The organism is Allorhodopirellula solitaria (assembly GCF_007859855.1).
In the GTDB taxonomy this organism is placed as follows: Bacteria; Planctomycetota; Planctomycetia; order Pirellulales; family Pirellulaceae; genus Rhodopirellula; species Rhodopirellula solitaria.
In genome coordinates this window covers 712,256-734,568 of record NZ_SJPK01000003.1, presented here as the reverse complement: position 1 = coordinate 734,568, position 22,313 = coordinate 712,256, and the positions used below count along the sequence as shown (strand labels likewise).

Annotated in this window: 13 protein-coding genes; 7 read left to right on the top strand and 6 right to left on the bottom strand. The window is 57.4% G+C overall.

The window, feature by feature from the left end:
* Nucleotides 1–250: 250 nt before the first annotated feature.
* The 4 genes from CA85_RS08885 to CA85_RS08870 all read right to left on the bottom strand — a co-directional run bounded on the left by CA85_RS08885 (nt 251) and on the right by CA85_RS08870 (nt 7,817).
* Nucleotides 251–700: a hypothetical protein gene (locus CA85_RS08885; protein WP_146390948.1), complete on the bottom strand. Its 450-nt coding sequence runs from the start codon at nt 698–700 to the stop codon at nt 251–253.
* 89 nt (nt 701–789) lie between these two features.
* Complete coding sequence (locus tag CA85_RS08880; RefSeq protein WP_146390947.1) at nt 790–3,177, bottom strand: RHS repeat-associated core domain-containing protein; 2,388 nt, start codon at nt 3,175–3,177, stop codon at nt 790–792.
* Nucleotides 3,178–3,520: 343 nt separating this feature from the next.
* The gene (smc, locus tag CA85_RS08875) at nt 3,521–7,099 is read right to left on the bottom strand and encodes a chromosome segregation protein SMC (protein ID WP_146390946.1); all 3,579 of its coding nucleotides are present in this window, start codon (nt 7,097–7,099) and stop codon (nt 3,521–3,523) included.
* A 139-nt stretch (nt 7,100–7,238) separates the two neighbouring features.
* The gene (locus CA85_RS08870; RefSeq protein WP_146390945.1) at nt 7,239–7,817 is read right to left on the bottom strand and encodes a DUF456 domain-containing protein; all 579 of its coding nucleotides are present in this window, start codon (nt 7,815–7,817) and stop codon (nt 7,239–7,241) included.
* A 276-nt stretch (nt 7,818–8,093) separates the two neighbouring features.
* Here CA85_RS08870 and CA85_RS08865 point away from each other — a divergent pair, with 276 nt between their 5' ends.
* The 7 genes from CA85_RS08865 (at nt 8,094) to CA85_RS08835 (ending at nt 18,970) form a co-directional block, all read left to right on the top strand.
* Entirely contained in the window at nt 8,094–8,693 is a 600-nt protein-coding gene (locus CA85_RS08865; protein WP_146390944.1) for an HNH endonuclease, read from the top strand.
* Between the two features lie 129 nt (nt 8,694–8,822).
* Nucleotides 8,823–10,304, top strand: coding sequence for a glycoside hydrolase family 125 protein (locus tag CA85_RS08860; protein WP_146390943.1), 1,482 nt, complete (start codon nt 8,823–8,825; stop codon nt 10,302–10,304).
* A gap of 343 nt (nt 10,305–10,647) precedes the next feature.
* Complete coding sequence (locus CA85_RS08855; protein WP_146390942.1) at nt 10,648–12,072, top strand: sugar MFS transporter; 1,425 nt, start codon at nt 10,648–10,650, stop codon at nt 12,070–12,072.
* Entirely contained in the window at nt 12,069–13,205 is a 1,137-nt protein-coding gene (locus tag CA85_RS08850) for an ROK family protein (RefSeq protein WP_146390941.1), read from the top strand. The genes CA85_RS08855 and CA85_RS08850 overlap by 4 nt, the downstream gene beginning before the upstream one ends.
* A gap of 188 nt (nt 13,206–13,393) precedes the next feature.
* Entirely contained in the window at nt 13,394–15,934 is a 2,541-nt protein-coding gene (locus CA85_RS08845; RefSeq protein ID WP_146390940.1) for a DUF1553 domain-containing protein, read from the top strand.
* A 3-nt stretch (nt 15,935–15,937) separates the two neighbouring features.
* Nucleotides 15,938–17,395 carry a DUF1501 domain-containing protein gene (locus tag CA85_RS08840; protein WP_146390939.1) on the top strand — a complete coding sequence of 486 codons (1,458 nt, stop codon included), beginning with the start codon at nt 15,938–15,940 and terminating at the stop codon, nt 17,393–17,395.
* 132 nt (nt 17,396–17,527) lie between these two features.
* Nucleotides 17,528–18,970 carry a sulfatase gene (locus tag CA85_RS08835; RefSeq protein ID WP_146390938.1) on the top strand — a complete coding sequence of 481 codons (1,443 nt, stop codon included), beginning with the start codon at nt 17,528–17,530 and terminating at the stop codon, nt 18,968–18,970.
* Between the two features lie 90 nt (nt 18,971–19,060).
* Here the strand turns inward: CA85_RS08835 and CA85_RS08830 are convergent, their stop codons facing one another.
* On the bottom strand, nt 19,061–19,807 hold the full coding sequence (locus CA85_RS08830; protein ID WP_146390937.1) for an MIP/aquaporin family protein: 747 nt from the start codon (nt 19,805–19,807) through the stop codon (nt 19,061–19,063).
* A 512-nt stretch (nt 19,808–20,319) separates the two neighbouring features.
* Complete coding sequence (locus tag CA85_RS08825) at nt 20,320–22,131, bottom strand: hypothetical protein (RefSeq protein ID WP_146390936.1); 1,812 nt, start codon at nt 22,129–22,131, stop codon at nt 20,320–20,322.
* Nucleotides 22,132–22,313: the final 182 nt, after the last annotated feature.

The following is a 22,313-nucleotide window of genomic DNA, read 5'->3' as shown; positions in this document are numbered from 1 at the left end:
GACGATGCGAATGAACGCATCGTAGTCCTCAGGCTTCTTGAAAATTTCATTCCGATCATTTCCACGATTCAGGGCATGGTAAATGATCCCCGCTTCGTCAGATCGCTTTTGCCGGGGCATGGCTCGCCTCAAGGATGATCGCGTAGAAAGGCTCATTTTGAACGACTGAATCAGCTAAAACTACCCCCGTCACCTTTTTCTTCCCGCTGACCCATTTGGGCCGCTTTCAAGGCATCAGCAGACTGAATAGTTACCCAAAACGCAATTTGTCCGCTTCGAAATATTCTTGGTTTAATGCATAAGATAGATCGAGAAGCCAAGGGATATCCGCTTCAATTTCCCATAGCCATTCAACAATCCGCTTCGCTGGATGCGAGTCGTGATGGTGAGAGAAATAAATCGCTCTTTCGAAAATTTCGTGAACAATGAAATCTGCTAATTCATGATCATAGGTCACAAAACTAAGTAGTCTTCGAATTCCCTTCTTGGCATACGCTGCAGTCGCGTCGTCAGTTAAGAGATGCTGAAGTTGTCTGCCCAGTTCAGAACGAACGTCCCAAATCGCTGTCATCAGGTCTGGCGTCTTAGTATCTGTTAAAGAAGAAACGCACAGTAGGACTCCAATATGCTGCGTCACTATCCCACATTCGCCAGGTCGTGTCTGCTCAACTATGCTTTGAAGAAACAGGGGGTTATTCATCTCAAGCAATTGTGTACGAGTTAGTGTTGTGCGGTGCTGAAACGTAGAGATCAGAAATTTCGTAGCTACGCAGAACGTCGCGCGGCATGTTACGCCATATTAGGAACAGTCGGGAAAATAGGCATAATAAAGATCGGAAGAGAAGGTATTCCCCATCCCGGCCTCACAGTGGGCCGGGTCGCCGGTATATATCTCTCAATCGGCACTATATTCGGATTAGAAGGTACGGGCACTGGATTCGGTAAAGTTTCCGGAACCGGAACCGAAAAAGTATCGCGGCATGGACCATCCAATAGGTTTTTCAGTGCATTCTTGAGATCTTCTACAGATTCGGACCATGGCCCACATACTTTTTCGAAGCAATCAAGTAGCGAAGCAATCTTTCTGCAAGCTTTTTGTCTGTCGTCCTCGCGGCTCATGGCACGCTTGCACCAAAAGTCACGTCTAGGTTCCAGGGGATTTTTGCACCTTTTCATCGCTTCTCGGCGGTGCTTGGTCTCGTGCTTATAATCCTCCTGCAAATGCCGCATATAAGATGGGTCTTGCCAGAAGTCATCCAAACAGTCTTTGATGCCTGGAGCCCGCTCGTATAAGCCAAAAGGGTCTACGCTGGTCAAAGGAGATCCTTGAACATACTGATACAGACTTGCCCCATCCAAATATCCGATCGGGTCTCTGGAGCTAAACCTGCCCAGCTGAGCGTCGTACCAGCGGTTACGGAAGTAGTACAGCCCGGCATCCGGTGTCCACTCGCGAGTAGTGTAGGTGTAGTGGACGCCGTAACTGCTGACCGCTCGCGGCGTGAAGTTGGCCGCGAAGATGCTTAGGTTGCCGTACGGGTCATACTCGTAGCGTTCTTGAACACTCCCCGAATCACTCACCACCGCCGTCGTATTCCAGTTCGCATCGGCCAGGTAATACAGTCGCTCGGTCAAGAGTCCTCCCGACGGTGAGATGTCGCGGTCTCGCAGCACGAGATCGTCGATATACCGCATTCCCCATACGTATTGGCGACGTGGCGTGTTGGACGTGTCCACGTGTTCCTCGACACACTGCCAGGCGTCCGTGAAGTAGTACTGACGCGTCCGCGCGAGTGTTCCCGAGGTGTACTCCTTGGCAACGACGCGGAAGTTGCGGCCGTCGAACTGATTTTCGAGCAGCACGTTCGAAGTCGCGTCATCGACCAGCTTCGTCATCCGGTTCCAGGCGTCGAACGTCGCCGTCATTGTCGCATCGGTGCCAAGATCAGGGCGGGGGTTGGTCGTCGTGTTACCGTTCCTGTCGTAAACGGGGGTCGCCCAGATGTCGCTCGGCGTGTTGCTGATGTCGGTGATCTCGTTGACTTCGTTCGCAGTCCGCGTCTGATTAAAATCCCAAGTTCCGTCGCCGTTCTCGTCCTGCCGGAACTCTTTCCAGTTACCTGTCGAGTCGAGCGTCCAGCACTGAGCGGCGTCGAGCGAAGTGATCGCGGTGTGCGTGCCATTGAGCTGGCCACGCTGGGCAGACTGCAGGCGATTGAGCCCGTCATACTGATACAGCCAGTCGTGTTCCCGATTGGGATCCGACGGGTTCTCTCGCCACGTGCGGTTGCTGGCCCGATCATAGCCGTACTCGATCCGGGACAGATCGGTGTCTGCCGAGACATCTCGCCAGCGAACGTCTTTTACCCGACCGAAGCGATCTAGACCGCTGTAGATGTCGCCAGTGTCGGGGTCGGTCGAGAGGGTTGGCGAGATTAGCGTGTAGCGGAGATCGGCCTGTGTGCTGTCCTGTTGGACGAAGGTGCCGAGACCCAGGTATTCGTAGGCGGCTAAGACGGTGGAATCATCATCGACTAGACTGGACACCTGGTTCAGTTTATCGGTGATCGAGCCACTGCTACCGTAGTCGAGCGTGACTTCTCGCCCGTTGGGATAGAGCGTGGCGGTGGGACGCAGCACGTTCCCGCTGCCGTCGGTGTACGACCGTCCCACGCTGGGTGTCGAGGCGGGGTTGACCGCGCCGCTGTGCGATTGGAACGTGTTGGTCACTTGTCCGAACCCATCGAACTGTCGGGTGATTTGATTGACGATCGATCCGCTGCCGACCGACGGGTTATTATAACAGGTCACCGCCGAGACGTTGCCGCGAACATTGTAGGTTTGCTCTACGCGGCGGATCGCTCCGTCGACGCCTGCACCTAAGGTCGTCACCCGGTCTTGCGTCTGACGACCGAGGGCATCGAAGTCGTACTGGCGGGTCGTACCGTTTTGATCCGTGAGGCTGGTCCGCTGCGACTGGCGGTTATACGTGTAGCTGACGCTATCGGACGTGCCGGTTGAATCCGGGTAGATCTCGCGACGCAGCAGGCTGCTCGACGCGATCGCGCTGTCTGACAGTGTGGTCCCGTAGATGTACTGCGTCACCTGGTTACCGGTAGCGGCATTGACTGCGGTGAGCGTGTCGAGGTCTCCATCGGGTGTGTAAGTGAACTGCACGGTTTGGTTTTGATCATCCGATGCTGTGCAGGCAGTGCCTGTGCTCGAACTGGCGGGTGGATCGACGACGTTATCGATCGTTTCGCTCTGGCGACTGGCGGCATCGTAAATGGTCCGCGAAATCTTGCCGGCAGGGTCGATACTGTCGCGCAGTCGACCCGCGCTATCGTAGACTTGCCGGGAGACGAGGATCGTATCGCTGCCGCGTGGTGGCTTGGATCGAGTTTGCCCTTCCTGTTGGCCCTTCCGATTGCCCTTCTAGCTGATTAGCCAACGCATACGTTGGATACTCTCGACCGGTACGCCGACGCTCCGTCCGCATCTTCAGGGTGTCTCGCCGCTACTAGGCAGCGCTGATCTGGCCGTCCTCGCTGACGTCTTCAAAGCGGATCGAGACCTGCTTGCTGACGCCGGATTCCTGCATCGTGACTCCGTAAAGTGTCGTCGCTGCGGTCATCGTTTTCTTGCTATGCGTGACGACGACGAACTTGGATTGGTCGAGAAACTCGTTGAGCACAGTGACGAAGCGGCCGATGTTGGCTTCGTCGAAGGGCGCGTCGACCTCATCGAGAACACAGAACGGGCTGGGCCGGTACTGGAAGATCGACATCAACAGCGCAACGGCCGTCAGTGCCTTTTCGCCCCCCGAAAGCAATGAGTTGCTGAAGCTGGGTTTGCCAGGCGGCGTGGCGACGATTTCGACACCGGCTTCGAGCGGGTCGTCGGTTTCCTCCAAAACCAAGTCGGCATGTCCGCCACCAAATGACTTCCGGTAGAGCTTCTGGAAATTCTGCCGGATCGCTTCAAGTGTATCGAGAAACAATCGCCTCGAATCTGAGTTGATGCGGGCGATCACTCGCTGCAGGGAGTCCTTGGCTGCGGTGAGGTCTTGGTATTGTCCGTGCAATTCGTCGTAGCGGACTTGCAACTCGTTGAGTTCATCGAGGGCTTCCATATTGACAGAGCCAACATTCTGCACGGCGCTACGCAGCTTGCTAATCTCGGCGTCGACTTCGTCTCGGTTCTCGATCTCAGCGAGTTCCTCAGGCGGTTCGTCATTGCGCAGATCGATCTCGTAGTCTTCGGCAATCCGATCAGCGAGTGTGTTGCGTTTCAGCTCCGCGGCATCGCGGGCGGACGAGATCGACGAGATCGCTTCGCTCGCCGCAGAAACGGCTTTGGCTGCGGCTTGAGATTGAACCTGGATCGTTTTGGCAGCCGTCCGCTGCGTTTCCGCTCGCTTGGCGAACTCGCGAAGTTCGTCGTCAGCCGCTTCGATCTCGATCAGCAGGCCGGCCAGGCGGTTATCCGCCTCGAGAATTCGGCCTTCGACTTGCTCGAGCCGTGAACGCGTGTGGGTGATCGCGTCTTGTATTTCTTGCTTAGCCGCTTCGCGTTGGGATTGGTCTCGCCGGGCGACCTCGGCGGCTGTCGCGAGCGATTCGACTTGTTGTTCGAGCCTCGCCGATTCAACCGAGATGCTCATCGCGTCACTTTGAACCGTCTGCAGCTCTGCTGTCGCCGTACTGAGTTCTGTTTCGATCGCGGCGCGTTGTTCTTCGAGCCTGCCAATCGCCGATTTGCCATCGCCAATAGCAGCGTTCAGTTCCGCGTCTTCGTCTTGAGCACGACCGTGGGCTTGTTCGTGATCATGGGCGGCAGCCTGCAATTGATCGACAGTGTACTGGCGTGCGGCAAGTCGCTCGGCGACGTGATGGCTGCGTGCTTCGGCCGCCGCGTGGGCGGTGATCCAATTGCGTTGGGCTTGCTCTTGACGTCCGAACTCAGCCGCCTGCTCGTCGATCTCACCGGCCAGTCGGGCGAGTTCCTTTTCCCCCTCTTGAATCTGGAATCCGTAGTGCTGCATCTCCGCCCGCGCCGATCGCAGCTCGCTGCGCCGGCTGATCAGCCCACTCTCACCGCCGGGTGGTCCGAGCACGGAGGAGCCATCGTTGTCGAGCAGATCGCCCGCTGCCGTGACAAAACGCAATCCTGCACCGGAGAGCCGACGCAATCCCAACGCGGTGGCTACCGAATCGACCAGCCAGGTGTTGCCCAGCAAGTGCCGCGTGAGCGGCTGGAGATCTTCCGGGCAGTCCACCATCCGGTCGGCCCGTCCGATCACGCCAGCGAGCCCGTCGAGGCGAATTTGGTCACCGGGGCGTCGGTTGGGCAATTCGTCCAAGCGAATAATGCCCACACGGCTGGGGATTTTGATCTGGCCAGCGGCGATCGCGTCACCGATCTCACTGCCGCGAACGATCACATATTGGCTGCGTGGTCCGAGGGCGGCATCGATGAGGGGTGCGACCTGACGATCGACGTCGAAACACTCTGCGACGATCCCGACGAGTTGTTCCCGGAGAGATCCCTCTGGCAGACGGAGTAGCTCTCGCACTCCGCCGCTGACCCCTTCGTGGCGTTCTTCGAGTTCACCGAGGACCTTGGCGCGCTCTGAAATTCCCTGCAAGCGGATTTTGAGTGAACCGACCTCGTCGCGGCGACGTTCGAACAAGCGGCGAGTTTCCGCGAGTTTAGCGTCGGCGATTTCGACCAACTTTTGCGAGGCTGCAATCTCCGAAACGAGCTGGGACACTTGGGCTGTGGCGGCTTCGTGATCCTCCTGGGCAGACTGCAAACTCTCCTCAGCAGCCGCCAACCCCCGCTTCGTTTCAGCGATGGCGCGAGCGGCTTCCTCGATCTGTTGAGCGACCCGTTGCCGATTGGCTTCATGGTCGGCCACACGCCGCACCCCTGCGAGGTGTTCCCGCTGCAGTTCGTCGCGACGATCGGCGATGCCGTGAACCGCCTTCTGCAGCCGATCCCGCTCGACAGTGATGTGCTGCTTCTTCTCCAAGACCTCGGCGGCGTGATCCTGCGCGATTTCCAGATCGGCAACCGCCTTCTGCAGATCCGCTGTGGCGCTGCCCGATGCCGTCCGCATGACGCGGAGGCGGCGGTAGTGGCCGGCGAGTGCTCGGCGTTGCTCGCTGAGCGTGGTTTGGTCCGATTCACGGCGGCCCTGCAGGCGGGCGACTTCGCCGGAGCGTTCTCCACGATCTCGCTCTGCCTCGCGGGCTTCGTCGGCGATCGCCTGTAGCGCCATTTCAGCGGTTTGGCGCTGTTCCTCGAAGGCCTCTCGGTCCTGTTCGTGCTGGGCGTGTTCGGAGGTCGCATCCGTGAGTCGCTGCTGCGCCGATTCGAGCTCGCTGCACAGCGATAGCCAATCCGTCCACGCCACGACGGTGCGAAGTTCTTTGAGCCGCTCGGTCGATTGCCGGTACCGCTCGGCCTTCCCCGCTTGGCTTTTGAGTGTTTTCAGTCGCGTGGCGACCTCGTCAACGATATCGCCGAGCCGGGTCAGGTTCTGCTGGACGCGAGCGAGCCGTCGTTCGGCCTCGACCTTCTTGGCTTTGAAGCGGCTGATCCCGGCGGCTTCTTCGAAGATCGCCCGGCGGTCCTTGGCGTTGGCCTGCAGCATCCGATCGACTTTGCCCTGTTCGATCAGGCTGTAGGCATCGATACCGATCCCGGTGCCCCGGATCAGCGCACGGATGTCTTTCAAGCGGACGGCCTGATTGTTGATCAGGTATTCGCCCTCCCCGCTGCGGTAGACGCGGCGTGTGACGTGAACTTCCGGGGCATCGACGGGCAGCTCGCCGCCAGAATTATCAAAAACAATCGTGGCTTCGGCCGCGGCAGAGGGGCCTCGCGTCTGCGACCCCTTGAAGATCACGTCGGACATGTCCTTGCCGCGAAGGCTCTTGGCGCTCTGGCTGCCCAAGACCCACTTCATCGCATCGACGATATTGGATTTGCCGGAACCGTTGGGGCCAACGACGACGGTGATTCCATCGGGGAAATCAAAGCGGGTGCGATCCGCAAAGCTCTTAAATCCGGCCAGCTCGAGCGCTTTGAGCATAGAAAAGAGGCAGCAGGCCGAGTGAGGAGAAACAGAGGGACACCGAATACACCATTAGACTAGACAATTTCGCTGAAAAATCCTAGTTCGATATGCGGATGCGGCCCTTGCGGGCTGGTCCTCGACGCGGCGATTGGCCTTAAAACAATACCGCGATCAGGCAAATCAGCAGGATCAGCAGCCCCGCGACCATCTTGCCAGCCGTCCCGGTGGTGCGGCCCCAGAACGCGGCGTGGCCGATCCGCCAGTTCTCACGCCATGGTTTGCCGTCGTACCATTCCGCTAGCATCGCCCCTGCGGTCGCCCCTAGCCCGCCGAACAGGAGTGCGGCCAAGACCGGTCCGAGGACCGGAACCGGCAACCCGATGATGCCGCCGATAACCGCCCCGACCATCGACCCGGCGATCGCCATCAGCGTGCTGCGGCGACTCGCGCCAGCCCGACTTGCTCCGACCGCTCCTGCGGCGAATTCCACCAATTCACCGATCACCGCCACCGAAAACGCCAATCCCAGTGGGACCAGACCGATCTCCGTGCGTCCCGATTCCGGTCCCAACCACGCATAGACAGCCAACACCAAAACCGCCAACCAATTGCCGGGCAGGGCGACCAGATTCAGCAGCCATGCCCCCACGCACATGAAGATGAGCAGGGTCGCAATTAGAAACGTCCCCCCCGAAGTGAGCAGGGCATGAAGATATTCGGTTGATTCAGTCATGGTTTGATGAAGTCGAGGCAATCAGGTGAACCCAGAAACGCTCAAGGCCGTCTCAACGGGACACTGTTAAAATGCGAGTCAATGGAACATCGATTCGATGGTCGCACCACCTGCACTCGTTGCACGATGGTGCCGACGTTTCTCGGGGAAGCTCATTTTTAAGGTCGGATTCGAGCAATTCGGCCTCGAAACGTGGATCGACGCTGTCTCACTCGCTAATATGGACCTACCGAATACGTGATCCCCATTTCGCCGAGCGAAAGGACAGCAGTATCCATGAACGCGAGGGTTTTAGATACCAACGTTTTGGTTTTGAATCGTTTCTACATGGCGATTCGAGTGGTCAACGTGCGCCGCGCGATGACCCTGTTGTATCGAGACTGCGCCGAGGTAATCGATTGTGATGACGGCCAATATGTCAGCTACGATTTTGATTCTTGGTGCGAAATCAGCCAATTGGCAGCCTTGGACAAGCGACCTGATGAAGAGTTTTTGCAAGCGGTGGACTTTGAGATCAAGGTCCCCCGCATTGCCCGCCTGACGCGATTCGACCGGATGCCAACGCAAACGGTTCGATTCAATCGGCGGAACTTGTTCGCTCGTGATGAATACCGCTGTCAGTACTGTGGCAAGACCGAACCGATGGCGAAACTCAGCCTCGACCACGTCGTGCCCCGATCGCATGGTGGTGCGACCACGTGGGAGAACATCGTTTGCAGTTGCGTACGATGCAACAGCCGCAAAGGCGGCCGGACGCCACAGCAGGCTCGCATGAAACTGCTATCGCATCCTGCGAAACCGCGGTTCAACCCGTTGATGACCCTATCCTGTGACGATCCTCGCTACGAATCGTGGAAGACGTTTCTGCAGCTTTGAAGCGGAACACCGCAGACAGCCCCGCTCGCTTTGACAACGAAGCGATTTGGGATTGGCGGCAAATTCAGCGTGGGTGAGTTAGGATATCGGTATCCTTCTTTTCAACACCTCTCGCTCGAGAATGCCAACATGACGAACGCCCACAGACCATCGAATTCGAGTTTGCTGTTTTCGCGGCGAGAGGTTTTCCAGGCCGCTGCGGGTGTGACATTGGCGGTCGCCAGCAGCCGCATTTCGGTCGGCGACGACTCAACGGGTAGCCTAGAATTTACGAGCAAACGGCCACCTGTCGATCAACGACGCTTCACTTGCCCGTCGGTTGAGAAAACCATTGACCGTGTGAAGGCGGACATCGCTGACCCGCAACTGGCGTGGCTCTTTGAAAACTGCTATCCCAATACGCTCGACACGACAGTGGACTTCGAGGAGTCAGACGGCCAGCCCGATACGTTCATCATCACGGGTGATATTGACGCGATGTGGCTGCGGGATTCCACCGCCCAGGTCTGGCCCTACCTACCGTACATGCGGTCCGACGAAAAGCTGACGCGATTGGTCAAAGGTCTCATCCATCGTCAGAACCGATGCATTCTGCTCGATCCCTATGCCAACGCGTTCTACAAAGATCCGACTCAGCCATCGCACTGGGCGAGTGATCGGCCAGCGCCCATTCCAGGCGTGCATGAACGCAAATGGGAAATCGACTCGCTCTGCTATCCCATCCGCTTAGCCAATGCCTACTTCCAACGAACAGGCGACGCGTCGATCTTCACCGATGAGTGGCAGAACGCGATGCGTTTGGTCGTCAAGACCTTCCGCACCGAGCAGCGTAAGGATGGCACGACACCGTATCGGTTCCTCCGGGAGACATCGCGGATGCTCGACGCACCACCGTTTGATGGCACGGGTCGCCCGATCCAACCGGTGGGCCTGATCGTTTCCGGGTTCCGGCCGAGCGACGATAGCACGCTGTACCCGTTCCTGATCCCATCGAATCTGTTCGCGATACAGTCCTTGCGGCAACTCGCGGTGATTTTTAAAGAGGAGCTCGAGGACCAGGACTTTGCCAATCAATGCACGGCCCTTGCCGACGAAGTCCAAGCTGCGATCGATCAATATGCTGTTCGAGACCATCTCGACTATGGCAAGATCTATGCCTATGAAGTCGACGGTTTTGGCAACGCAGCGTTCTGGGATGATGCCAACGTCCCCAGTCTGATGTCGTTGGCGTATCTGGGGATTCACCAACCGACCGATCCCATTTACCAACGCACCCGCGCGTTCTTACTCAGCCAGCACAATCCGTATTACCTGAAAGGATCGGCGGCGGCGGGGCAGGCGAGTCCGCATACGGGCAAAGAGAACATCTGGCCGATGGGAATTATCCTGCGAGCACTCTCGAGCACTTCCCAAGAGGAGGTGTTCGAATGTGTGACGATGCTGCGGAACACCCATGCCGGTACCGGATTTATGCACGAGTCATTCAACAAGGACAACCCCGCCGACTACAGCCGCGACTGGTTCGCGTGGGCCAACACACTTTTCGGTGAATTGATCGTCAAGGTCCACGACCAGTACCCCGACGTGTTATCGCACCGCTTCGATGACTAGCTCTCACTGGTTTGCTCAATCTCCCTGCTCACACGCATTCGGTCGCGGGTGACGTGAATGCCTGGGACCGATAGCGGCTAGCGATCTATTGAGCCGAGGCGCGTGAGCAATCTGTGGCAAATTTTGCGAGATCTTTTCGGTAGTGGACGAGGCGACGAGTCCTGAACTGGCGTCAAATCCAAGGACTCGTCGCCTCGTCCACTACGATCAACCCTAACTTTTAACTGTGACAGACCATTAGCGTCGCTTCGTCAGCGTTTTGTCGCTACATTTGGCACTCATTCTGGGGGTCGCGGCTAAGGCTGCCTCCCTCCTGGCCGCTCTCTTCTCACGGAACGATTCGATGGAATCCGAAAGCACGACGCCCAATTATCGGCGTCCGTTCATCACGATCACGATGCTGTTCTTCCTGTGGGGCTTCATCACCGTCATGAACGACGTGTTGATTCCCTATCTCAAAAACAGTTTTGACCTCACCTATTTTCAGGCGGGTTTGGTTCAGTTTGCATTCTTCGGCGCGTTCTTTTTCGTTTCGTTGACGTATTACTTTGTCTCCCTTTCCCAGGGCGACCCGATCAATCGGATCGGATACAAGAAGAGCATTATCATCGCGCTGCTGATTTGTGGTGCTGGATGTGCGATGTTTTATCCAGCCGCCGAGTTTCGGCAGTACCCGCTTTTTCTCGCGGCTCTGTTCATGCTGGCGACGGGCGTGACGTTGCTGCAGATCGCAGCGAACCCGTACGCGGCGATTTTGGGCAAGCCCGAAACGGCATCGAGTCGGTTGAACCTCGCTCAAGGCGTCAATTCTCTCGGCACAACACTGGCCCCGATTGCAGGCGGCTTGCTGCTCTACAAAGTCTTTGCCGTTGACGGTGAGGTGACGATCGATTCGATCAAAATCCCCTACCTGATCTATGGGTCGCTGTTCGTGATCCTCGCCGTGATCGTGAGGTTCAGCCACCTGCCGCGCGTCGCCAACGATGAAAAACTGGAACGGGGCCTCGGCGCACTGCGTTTCCCGCACTTGCGGTTTGGAATGGTTGCGATCTTCATGTACGTCGGCGGCGAAGTTGCCATCGGCAGCTATCTGATCAACTTCATGATGGACGAAGGGATCATGGGATTGTCTGAAACCGACGCTAGCATCTATCTCGCATACTACTGGGGAGGCGCGATGATCGGTCGATTGTGTGGCGCCATCTCGCTCAGTGAGATCGCCAATCAAGGCACCAAGTATTTGTACATGGCGATCACGGGGATCGTTGTCTTCTTCCTCGTTTATTTGGTGACCGCTATTCGAATCGACGACGGCGTCTTTTCGATGAAGTACATGACGCTGCCACAGATCGCGCCGTACTTCTTACTCATTGCTCTGAACTTCATCGCCTTTGTCATCGGACGCGGTAGCGCCTCACGCGTCTTGGGAGTGTTTTCTCTCGGAATGATCGCACTTCTGTTTGTAGCTTCATTGACAGGCGGATCCGTTGCCTTCTGGGCGGCGCTTGGAACCGGATTGTTCAACTCGATCATGTGGTCGAATATTTTCACGCTCTCGATCAAGGGTCTCAAACAGTACACGTCGCAAGGCTCTTCGCTGCTGGTCATGATGATTGTCGGGGGCGCGATTGTGCCGCTCATCATGGGTGCCGCAGCGGATCAGGTTGGCATTCAACTCGCTTTCTTGGTCCCCATCGTCAACTATGCTTATATCGCGTTCTTTGGGTTTGTAGGGCACTGGGTGCAACCGGAGGAGGCTGTCGCATGAACTATCAGACCGACGAACGAATCGTCTTGACGCTCGATGCGGGCGGCACGAACTTTGTCTTCTCTGCGATTGCTTCGAACCGCGAAGTCATCCCACCGGTTTGTTTAGCCGCTGAAACCCAAGAGCTCTCCCGCAGCTTGGAAGCGATTAAGTCGGGGTTCCAGCAGGTTATCGATCGGCTCGACCGGCCGGCCGTCGCGATTAGTTTCGCCTTCCCCGGACCGGCGGACTATCCCAATGGGATCATCGACAATGTCGGCAACCTACCCGCATTTGCCGGTGGCGTTGCTTTGGGACCGTTTCTTGAAGAGCGTTTTGGCTTGCCGACGTTCATTAACAATGATGGCGATCTGTTTGCGTACGGAGAAGCGATTGCGGGCTTGTTGCCGCATGTCAATTCACTCCTCGCTGAAGCGGGCAGCCCCAAACGCTACCAAACGCTGTTCGCGGTCACGCTTGGCACGGGACTGGGCGGCGGAATCGTGCACAAGGGCGAGCTTTTTATAGGAGACAATTCCAACGCGGCCGAGATTTGGTTGTTGCGAAACAAGCTCAGACCGGATTGTTTCGCTGAAGAAGGCGCTTGTATTCGTGCTGTGCGGCGCAGCTATGCTGAGGCTGCCGGTGTGGACCTGAGCGATGCACCGAGCCCGCAAGAGATTGAATCAATCGCCCGCGGCGCGATTGAGGGCGATCAGGCGGCTGCGCTGAGTGCTTTTGCGCAACTCGGCGAAACGTTAGGCGACGCGCTCGCCAACGCGATCACGTTGATCGATGGATTAGTCGTGATCGGTGGCGGTATTTCAGCCGCCCATGGGGTCTTCATGGAGCCGCTGATCGAGGAAATGCAGGGCTCGATCGCGAGTTACGATGGCGATCGAATGGACCGTATCGTGCAGAAGGTTTTCAACCTCCAGTGCCCCGAACAGACGCAGCGTTTCTTAGCCGGAGCAGCCAAAACGATCCCCGTGCCGGGGACGTCCCGCACAGTCTCCTACGACCCGATGAAACGAATCGGGATCGGCACCACCGTGCTGGGAACGAGTCAAGCCGTTGGCATCGGCGCCTACGCCTTCGCACTCCATCAAATAGACAACTCTGAGGTCAGTTCGCAGCCTGCCAAGGTGAAATGACGAGCCCGTCGTCGCGGTGAGTTTTCGAGATGCCGATGGTGACTTTTGCTTGTCTCATGCTTCAACGATGCGTTAGAATGGGTGGTTTTCTCGTAGTCCGCCGCCTACTATTTTGCATTGGTACCGTGTGCCAATACGAATAGGAGCCGCGACGGCAGGCGAGTTTCGCTGGCTCCTTGACCACTGGCATGCTTCCAAACCTGACAATTCCTTTCGCGTTGCTTCTAGGCACGGCGCTATGGAGCGTCTCCGCCTTCGCTGGCGAGATCGACTTCAACCGCGAGATTCGCCCGATCCTGTCGGAGAATTGCTTCTATTGCCATGGGCAAGACCCGAATCATCGTGAGGCGGACCTGAGGTTGGATGTTCGTCAGGACGCTCTGGACTACGGCGCGTTCGAGCCAGGCGATGCTGAGGCCAGCGTGTTGATCGAGCGTGTACTCAGTGATGATCCCGACATGCTGATGCCGCCACCGGATGCCAACCGGACGCTGACCGATGCAGAAAAAGCGTTGCTGCGGCAGTGGGTCGACGAAGGAGCCGAGTATCAACAACACTGGGCATTCGTCGCCCCGGTTCGGCCCGCCGTCCCATCGGTCACCGACCCCCAGTGGGCCCGAAATGCAATCGACTTTTTCGTGCTATCAAAGCTTGAAGAGAATGGCTGGCAACCGTCACCACCCGCTGAGCGTGCGACGCTGATCAAGCGACTCTACGCTGACATGTTGGGTCTGCCTCCGACTCCAGAGGAAGTCGACCAGTTCGTCCACAACGACGATCCAGGCGCCTACGACGCATTGGTCGAGCGTCTGTTGGCGAGTCCCCACTACGGCGAACGAATGGCTCTGCCCTGGCTAGACGCTGCGCGTTATGCAGACAGCAACGGGTTCCAACAGGATGGTGACACCTGGCAGTGGATGTGGCGGGACTGGGTCGTCGATGCCATCAATGAGGACATGCCCTTCGATCAATTCACCATCGAACAATTGGCAGGCGACCTACTGCCTGATGCAACGACCGACCAGAAGATCGCCAGCGGCTTCAATCGCAACCACTTGCTCAACGGCGAGGGTGGCGCGATTGCCGAGGAACAGCGTTTCAACATCCTTTTCGACCGCATCGACACCACCACTACCAATTGGCTCGGCCTGACGGTCGCCTGTGCCCAGTGCCACGATCACAAGTACGACCCGATCTCACAAAAGGACTACTACCGATTGCTCGACGCGTTCAATCGTGTCCCTGAAAATGGGCGTCCGCAGCGGTTCTCGAGTCGGATTCGGGTGGGCAATCCGGTGCTGGAGCTCCCCACGGCTGAGAACAAGGAACGAATCTCTGAGTTCCAGGCCAACATTGCTGCGGCGAAGAAGGAGCTCGACCCGTTGATGGATGCCGCCTACGAGGGTTGGCGTCTCGGCCTCGGCAGCGGCCAGGACCTCGCCCAGGACGAGAGCCTTCCCGAATCGCTGCGCACCAAGCTAGAGAAACCGAAAGGCAAACGCAGCGAGGAAGAAAAGCAAGCGATCGAGAAAGAATGGAGAAGCTATTTTCAGAGGAGTGCTCGCGACGAACTCGCTCAGAAGACGGAGCCCGGGCGAAGGGTTACCAAGATCGAGAATCAGTTGGCGGGCTACCGCGGCGATCAGATCCCACGTCCGATGGTGATGAGTGACGACAAACCGCGAGATACCCATGTCCTCGATCGCGGAGCCTACCTGAGTCCGCTCGAGAAAGTCACCTTCGACACACCCGCGTTCTTGCCCCCGCTACCAGACGATGCGCCGAAGAACCGCTTGGGGTTTGCTCGCTGGTTGATGGCGGATACTCATCCTCTGACCGCCCGGGTTCAAGTCAATCGGATGTGGCAGCATTCCTTCGGGATGGGGATTGTCAAAACATCGGAAGATTTCGGAGTCCAGTCGGAGTTCCCAGTTCACCAAGACCTGTTGGACTGGATGGCGGTCGAGTTCCGTGCATCGGGATGGAGCAGAAAACATGTGCACCGGTTGATCGTGACCAGCTCCACTTATCGGCAATCATCCCGCATGACGGAGAAGCACCGTACCGAGGACATTGAGAATCGCCTCATCGCTCGCGCCACCCGCATCCGGATGCCGTCGATGGTGTTGCGTGATTGGGCGCTCGCGTCGGCTGGACTGCTGGACGATCGGATTGGTGGTCACCCCGTCTATCCCTACCAGCCCGATGCGGTCTGGGAGGCTCTGGCCATCACCAAGGAGCGAGACTTCACCTACCCAGCATCCACGGGCGGGGACCTCTATCGCCGCAGTCTGTACACGTTTTGGCGGCGCACGGTTGCTCCGACCAACATGTTCGATGCCTCCGATCGCCAGGCCTGCCGCGTCCGCGCCGCAGCAACAATTACACCGCTGCACGCACTGACGACGCTGAACGATCCGACCTGGATCGAAGCCGCTCGCGTGTTAGCGGGAAACTGCCTCGTTGAGGCGGACGAATTACGATCCCAGTTGCAATCGGCGTTCGAAAGCATCGCTTGCCGAACGGCAACTGATTCAGAACTGCGTCGACTCGAAGACGCCTATCAAAAGCAATTCGAGGGCTTTCGAGCAGATCCCGCCGCAGCTATCGAATTTTTAGACGTCGGAAAAACGTCACGCGACACGACGCTCGCGCCGGTGCAGCACGCTGCGATGACGGCGGTTTGCCTGGCGATTTTTAATCTGGACGAATCCCTCACACGAGAATAACGCATGCACCCTATCGAATTGAATGCTGCCCGTGTCAGTCGCCGCCAACTCTTTGGACGAACCGCCAGTGGCGTGGGGACGGCCGCGCTCGCATCGCTGCTAGGCCGAGACTCGCTAGCCGGAGCAGCGGGTGCGTCGAACGCTCAAGGGATTCCCGGTCTGCCCCACCACAAGCCTTCCGCCAAACGCATTGTGATGCTCTGGCAGGGCGGCGGCCCGTCGCACATCGATCTGTTCGATGAGAAACCCATGCTGCAGAAGCTCGCCGGGCAAAACATCCCCGACTCGGTGCGTGGCGATACGCGGCTGTCGACGATGTCATCAGGCTATGGAAAGTGGCCCTGTGTCCCCGCGATTAAGCCGTATCGAACTTTCGGCCAATCCGAGATGCGGCTCAGTGAGATGGTCTCGCCGCTCGGTCAGATCGCTGACGATATCTGCCTGGTGCGAAGCCTGCACACCGAGTCGGTCAACCATGCCCCCGGCGTGACGTTTTTCATGACAGGTTCACAAGTCCCCGGCCGGCCCAGCCTCGGGGCGTGGTTGTCCTATGGTTTGGGGAGTGAGTCAGACAACCTCCCGACTTTTGTTGTCATGACATCGAGTGATGCTGGCAAAACATGCGGGCAGCTGTTCTTCGACTACTACTGGGGCAGCGGTTTTCTTCCGAGTCGATTCCAAGGCGTGAAATTCCGGAATACTGGCGATCTCGTGCCCTACCTCACCAACCCGCCAGGCGTCAGTCGCGAGGGGCGTCGTGACCTGCTCGATGACATCGCGGCAATGAACCAGGCCCACCTGGAGGAATACGGCGATCCAGAGATCGACACTCGTATCTCGCAGTACGAAATGGCGTTCCGCATGCAAACAAGCGTGCCCGAACTCGTCGATTTTTCAGACGAGAGCCAATCCACGCTCGATCGCTACGGTCCCAATGCGCTCAAGAAAGGTACCTTCGCCAACAATTGCTTGATTGCCCGTCGACTGCTCGAACGCGACGTCCGGTTCGTGCAGTTGATGCATTCCGGTTGGGACCAACATAACAATCTCTTCACACAACTGGAGATTCAGTGCGAGGATACGATTGGTCCCTCTGCGGCACTCGTAATGGATCTCAAAGAACGAGGGCTGCTCGACGATACCCTCGTCGTCTGGGGCGGCGAGTTTGGCCGGACACCTTTCGGCCAAGGGAACCCGGACAGCCCCAACGGTCGCGATCACTTCGGCAAAGCGTTCAGTTGGTGGATGGCTGGCGGCGGTGTGAAGGCGGGCCATGTCCACGGAGCCACCGACGAATTTGGTTGGAACATCACGGCCGACCCCATCCACGTCCATGATATGCAGGCCACATTATTGCATCTCTGCGGCGTCGACCACGAGCGGTTAACCTATCGCTACCAAGGCCGCCAATTCCGGCTGACCGACGTGCATGGTCACGTCGCCCAAGGGATTCTTGCGTAGGACTCTGACACCGGTAGGGAATGCGGGAACCATTGGATTTACCTTCCCCGCGGAAGAGCAAAGTTCTCAACATGTATGTTCCCGATTCCCAAACGAAATCAACACCTCTTTCGATCTCCCCACCGCTTGCCCATGAACTCCCGAATTCGAATCGCCATCGCCACGATTGCTTTGACGCTCGCGCCCACTGTCGTCGTCGCGGCGGATCCTCCCAAGATGAACGTGCTGTTCATAGCCGCCGACGATATGAATTGTGATCTCAGTCTATACGGGAACTCGCAAGTCAAAACGCCCAATCTCGAGCGTTTAGCGGCGATGGGCGTCCGCTTTGATAACGCCTATTGCCAACAGCCCCTGTGCGGTCCGAGCCGGGCGAGTCTGATGACGGGGCTGCGACCCGACACGCTCAACATGCACACTCTCGCTCACGAGCTGCGGAAAAAGAACCCAGACGTGGTGACCCTTGGCCAAATGTTTCGCCAGCAAGGATACTTCTCGGCGCGAGCTGGAAAGATCTATCACTACGGCAATCCGTCGCAAATCGGTACCGACGCAAACGACGATCCGGCAACCTGGGATGAACGCTACAACCCTGCGGGCATCGACAAGACGCAGGAAGATAAGATCGTTCGCTACCACCGAGGCAAAGGCTTGGGAATCTCGATGGCATGGTGGGATCCTGAGAGCCGTGACGAAGAGCATACCGACGGGATGGTAGCAACGAAGATCGTCGAGTTGATCGAAGAGCACCGCGAGGAACCGTTCTTTTTGGCCGCTGGGTTCTTCAATCCGCATTGTCCCTATGTCGCCCCCAAAAAGTACTTTGACATGTATCCGCTCGACGAAATCACCATGCCCAATCTGGAGGAGGCGAAAGCGGACCTTGATGACGTTCCGCCGATGGCGATCCAGCGCGACGCGAGGAACTGGCCCTTTTACTTCGATGGGATCTCTATCGAGGAGGCTCGCAGGTGCAAACGAGCCTACTACGCGTGCAGCTCATTTGTCGACGCCCAAGTCGGCAGGCTACTCGACGCGCTCGAAGAGCATGACCTGATGGATCGAACCGTGATCGTTTTCTGGTCCGATCACGGATACTTTCTCGGTGAGAAAGGCCTCTGGTACAAACGCAAAGCCTTTGAACGATCCGCCCGCATGCCGTTGGTCATCGCTGCTCCAGGACTGGCGAAAGACCAGGCAACGCAAAAAACGGTGGAGTTAATCGATCTCTATCCGACCCTCGCCGACCTCTGCGACCTAAAACCGCCAAGCGTCCTGGAAGGACAATCGATGCGGCCACTATTGATTGATCCTGTTCACGCCGAATGGACCAAACCCGCCGTCACCCAGGTCTGGCATAACCCCAAGGCGTGGGGCTATTCCATTCGCAACGAGCGTTACCGGTATACCGAATGGCTGGCCGGGAAGGCGGGTCGAGAGCTCTATGACCACGACATCGACCCGCAGGAGGTCACGAACCTCGCCGACGATCCCGCGCACGAGCGTGTTGTTGCTGAACTGTCGAAACAGCTTCAACCCTATGTCAATTGGAAACGCGAACAGGATCCCAAATAGACTTTCGATCGGTACGTCCGCCCGATGCCGAGGCGGTTCAGTCCGCCGCGACACTCTCGCTGCTCTGCTGGGGCCGACACCAATTGCTGCTCACGCGATCAAGCGGTAGAGGAAAGCAGCGACCACAGCCCCGACGATGGGACCAATCACCGGCACCCAGGAGTAACCCCAATCACTGTCACGTTTGCCGCTCATCGGGATCAGGGCATGAATGATTCGTGGCCCCAAGTCTCGGGCGGGGTTAATGGCGTACCCGGTCGTACCGCCGAGCGATAAACCGATACCGAAAACTAGCAGACCCACGGGTAACAATCCGATTGATCCCAGCCCCAAGACAGGAGCGGGGTCGACAGGGGCATCGCCCGAAATGAAGCTTGGCGTGACCATCAGGAAGATGGGTAGGATGAGTGCGAACGTGCCGAGAGCTTCGCAGAAAAAGGCTTGCTTGTTATCTCGGATCGCGGGCGCGGTACAGAAGCAAGCCAGTTTGGCGTCGACGTCGTCGGTAGCCCGAAAATGTTCGCGATAGAACAGATAGACCAAGACCGCCCCGAACATAGCACCTCCCATCTGGCCAACGATATACACGGCGGTATCGACCAGGCTAAGCTTCCCGCCGACGAGCATGGCGATGCTGACCGCCGGATTGAGATGGGCGCCACTGAATGCATCCGAACAGAACGCGCCGATATAGACGGCGATCCCCCAGCCCGCAGCGACCACGATCCACCCGCTATCGTTGCCCTTCGTTTTTTTCAAGCAGACATTGGCAACGACACCGTTGCCGAACAGGACCAACAGAGCGGTACCGATAAACTCCGAAAGCATAGGATGCATGTGATTCCTCTGGGTGTGGTAGTAGATTGGCAAGCAAGATACCACAACGAGAGCCCCCCGGCAGAAGCGACGGGACAAAATCAGGTTGGCCGCGAGAGTGCGGAAGAAAGAAGGCGAACCAGACGTCGATGAAAGCGTCGAGTCGCAAGAGTCGAGTCGCAAGAGTCGAGTCGCAAGAGTCGAGTCGCAAGAGTCGGGCCACGAGAGTTTCGCCAACAGAGTCGGGCCTCACGTATTGGGCCACAAGAGTTGGGCCCGATGCGCCTCAACGAGGGCGCATGAAAAAACGGGGTGAGTTTCTCTTAAGAAGAAACTCAACCCCGATTTGGCGTCACGGTATCTCACTCACTCTGGGTTCGATTCCCCCCGCCCGAATCCGCCACCGGCTGTTCGTTATTCGAAATGATGTCCGAACAGGCACGGTGTGCGGGATTCGTTATGGGGAAGCGATACTCAGCGTGGAAAGCGTCCGTTTTGACTTCGCTTACGATTCATTCCATCAGGAAGGATGACTAGCATCCGCAAGATGGTGCAACGTCGCAGCAAGGCTCAGCAGCGTGGCAACCGCAGTTGCTGTTGTGACCGCGGAACAGCTTGTTCAACAGTCCCTTCAGGCACGATTGGCGAGGAGCACAGCAAGGGGCTGGCTCGCAGCAATCGTTGGCACAACCACAACCGGAAGCCGATCCGCAAGTGTCGCAGCCGTTGTCGCACGAGCTCGCTGCTTCGCAGCAAGGAGTTGGGCAGCAAACGGTAACGGGGACTTGACGGCAAACTACGCGAGGAACGCACTTGGTCACGGTGTAAGGCTCGCAAACTTTGCGGCACTTAGCAACGCGGATCGTTTCTTGGTAGCATTCTTTGCGGCATACCGTGTGGCAGACGGTCTTGGTGCGGCACTCAGGAACCATTTTGCAAACCTTGTAGGTGCAGGTCTTGGTGCGGCACTCAGGAACCATCTTGCAGACGGTGTAGTGGCAGGTCTTCTGACGATTTTCGCAAACCATCTTGCAGACGGTGTAGTTGCAGGTCTTCGTCCGGCACTCGGGAACCATCTTGCAAGTCGTGTACTTGCAAACCTTTTGGCGGTTTTCGCAAACCATCTTGCAAACAGTGTATTCGCAGGTCTTGGTGCGGACTTCAGGGACCATCTTGCAAACGGTGTAGTTGCAGGTCTTCGTCCGGCACTCAGGAACCATCTTGCAAACTTTGTATTCGCAAACCTTGGTGCGGCATTCAGGAACGCGGCGGCACACGGTGTAAGGAATTTCGCGGGTGCGGCATTCTTTTACGTAGCGAGTGCAAGTGATTTCACGTTCTTCACAGGTAGGAACCCAGACTTTCTTGCAGATCGTCTTGGGGCAACCTTGGACACATTCCACGCGGCACTTGCCGGGGCAGTATACCGTGCGGCAGGTCGCAGGATCGTATACGCACGTTCCGGGCTCACGCACGGTGCGGCGAATCATCGGTCCAGGAACCGTTTCGGTGACAGTGTCCCAGTGGCCACCCTTGACCTGGATGGTCTTGGTGTACTGTTGTGGGACGCAAACCGTGTAGTTCTCAGTGCGAACCTTGTTCTCACGGACAGTCTTGTAGACCGTGTAGTTGATGTTCCGAGTACGAGTTTCGTAAACGGGCTTCATCACCGTGTAGTTGATCGTCTTTTGACGAGTTTCGTAAACCGGCTTGTTGACGGTGTAGTTGATCGTCTTTTGACGTTTCTCGTACACAGGCTTCTTGACGGTGTAGTTGATCACCCGTTCGTGCTCTTCCCGCACCGGCTTCATCACCGTGTAGTTGATCGTCTTTTGACGAGTTTCGTACACAGGCTTTTTGACGGTGTAGTTGATCACGCGGCTGCGTTTCTCGTACACAGGCTTGTTGACCGTGTAGTTGATCGTCTTTTCACGTGTTTCGTACGTCGGCACCATGACCGTGTACTGCACTTCCTTCTGGACCGTTTCAGGAACCATCCGGGTGCGGTTGACGACTTTGTCAACGTAGTAAGTTTCGTTGCGTGTGCGATAGCGAGTCTCTTCGACTTGCTCCATCACTGTTTCACGCACGGTTCGCATCACGGTGTACGAACCGCCATTGCCGGCGCCTTCGCTGACGACGGCACCAGGAGCCGCCACGGCTACGGAGCCGTCGGCAACCACCGATCCGTCGGAGACAACACCGCCGTCGGCTACGACCGAGCCGCCGCCACAGCTGCTGCAACCTTGGTAACTGATCGTGCTACAATACGCAGCATGAGCAGCATTGGCACCCGACACGACTGCGATGATCGCAAGTGCGGGCAGTAACCACAACCTTTTCATAACTCATTCCTCTCAAGTAACAACGCTTGGGAGCGTCGCAAGACTTAGCTTTCCACTGGCAGCCGGAACCCCCCGGCATCGCCCATCAATATCGCAAGTCATTCTCACCACCCCAGTCCATGCGGAGCGAATACGGTCGTTACCGTGTTGCGTCCCCGATGACTCTCTTGTCCGCGTCATGA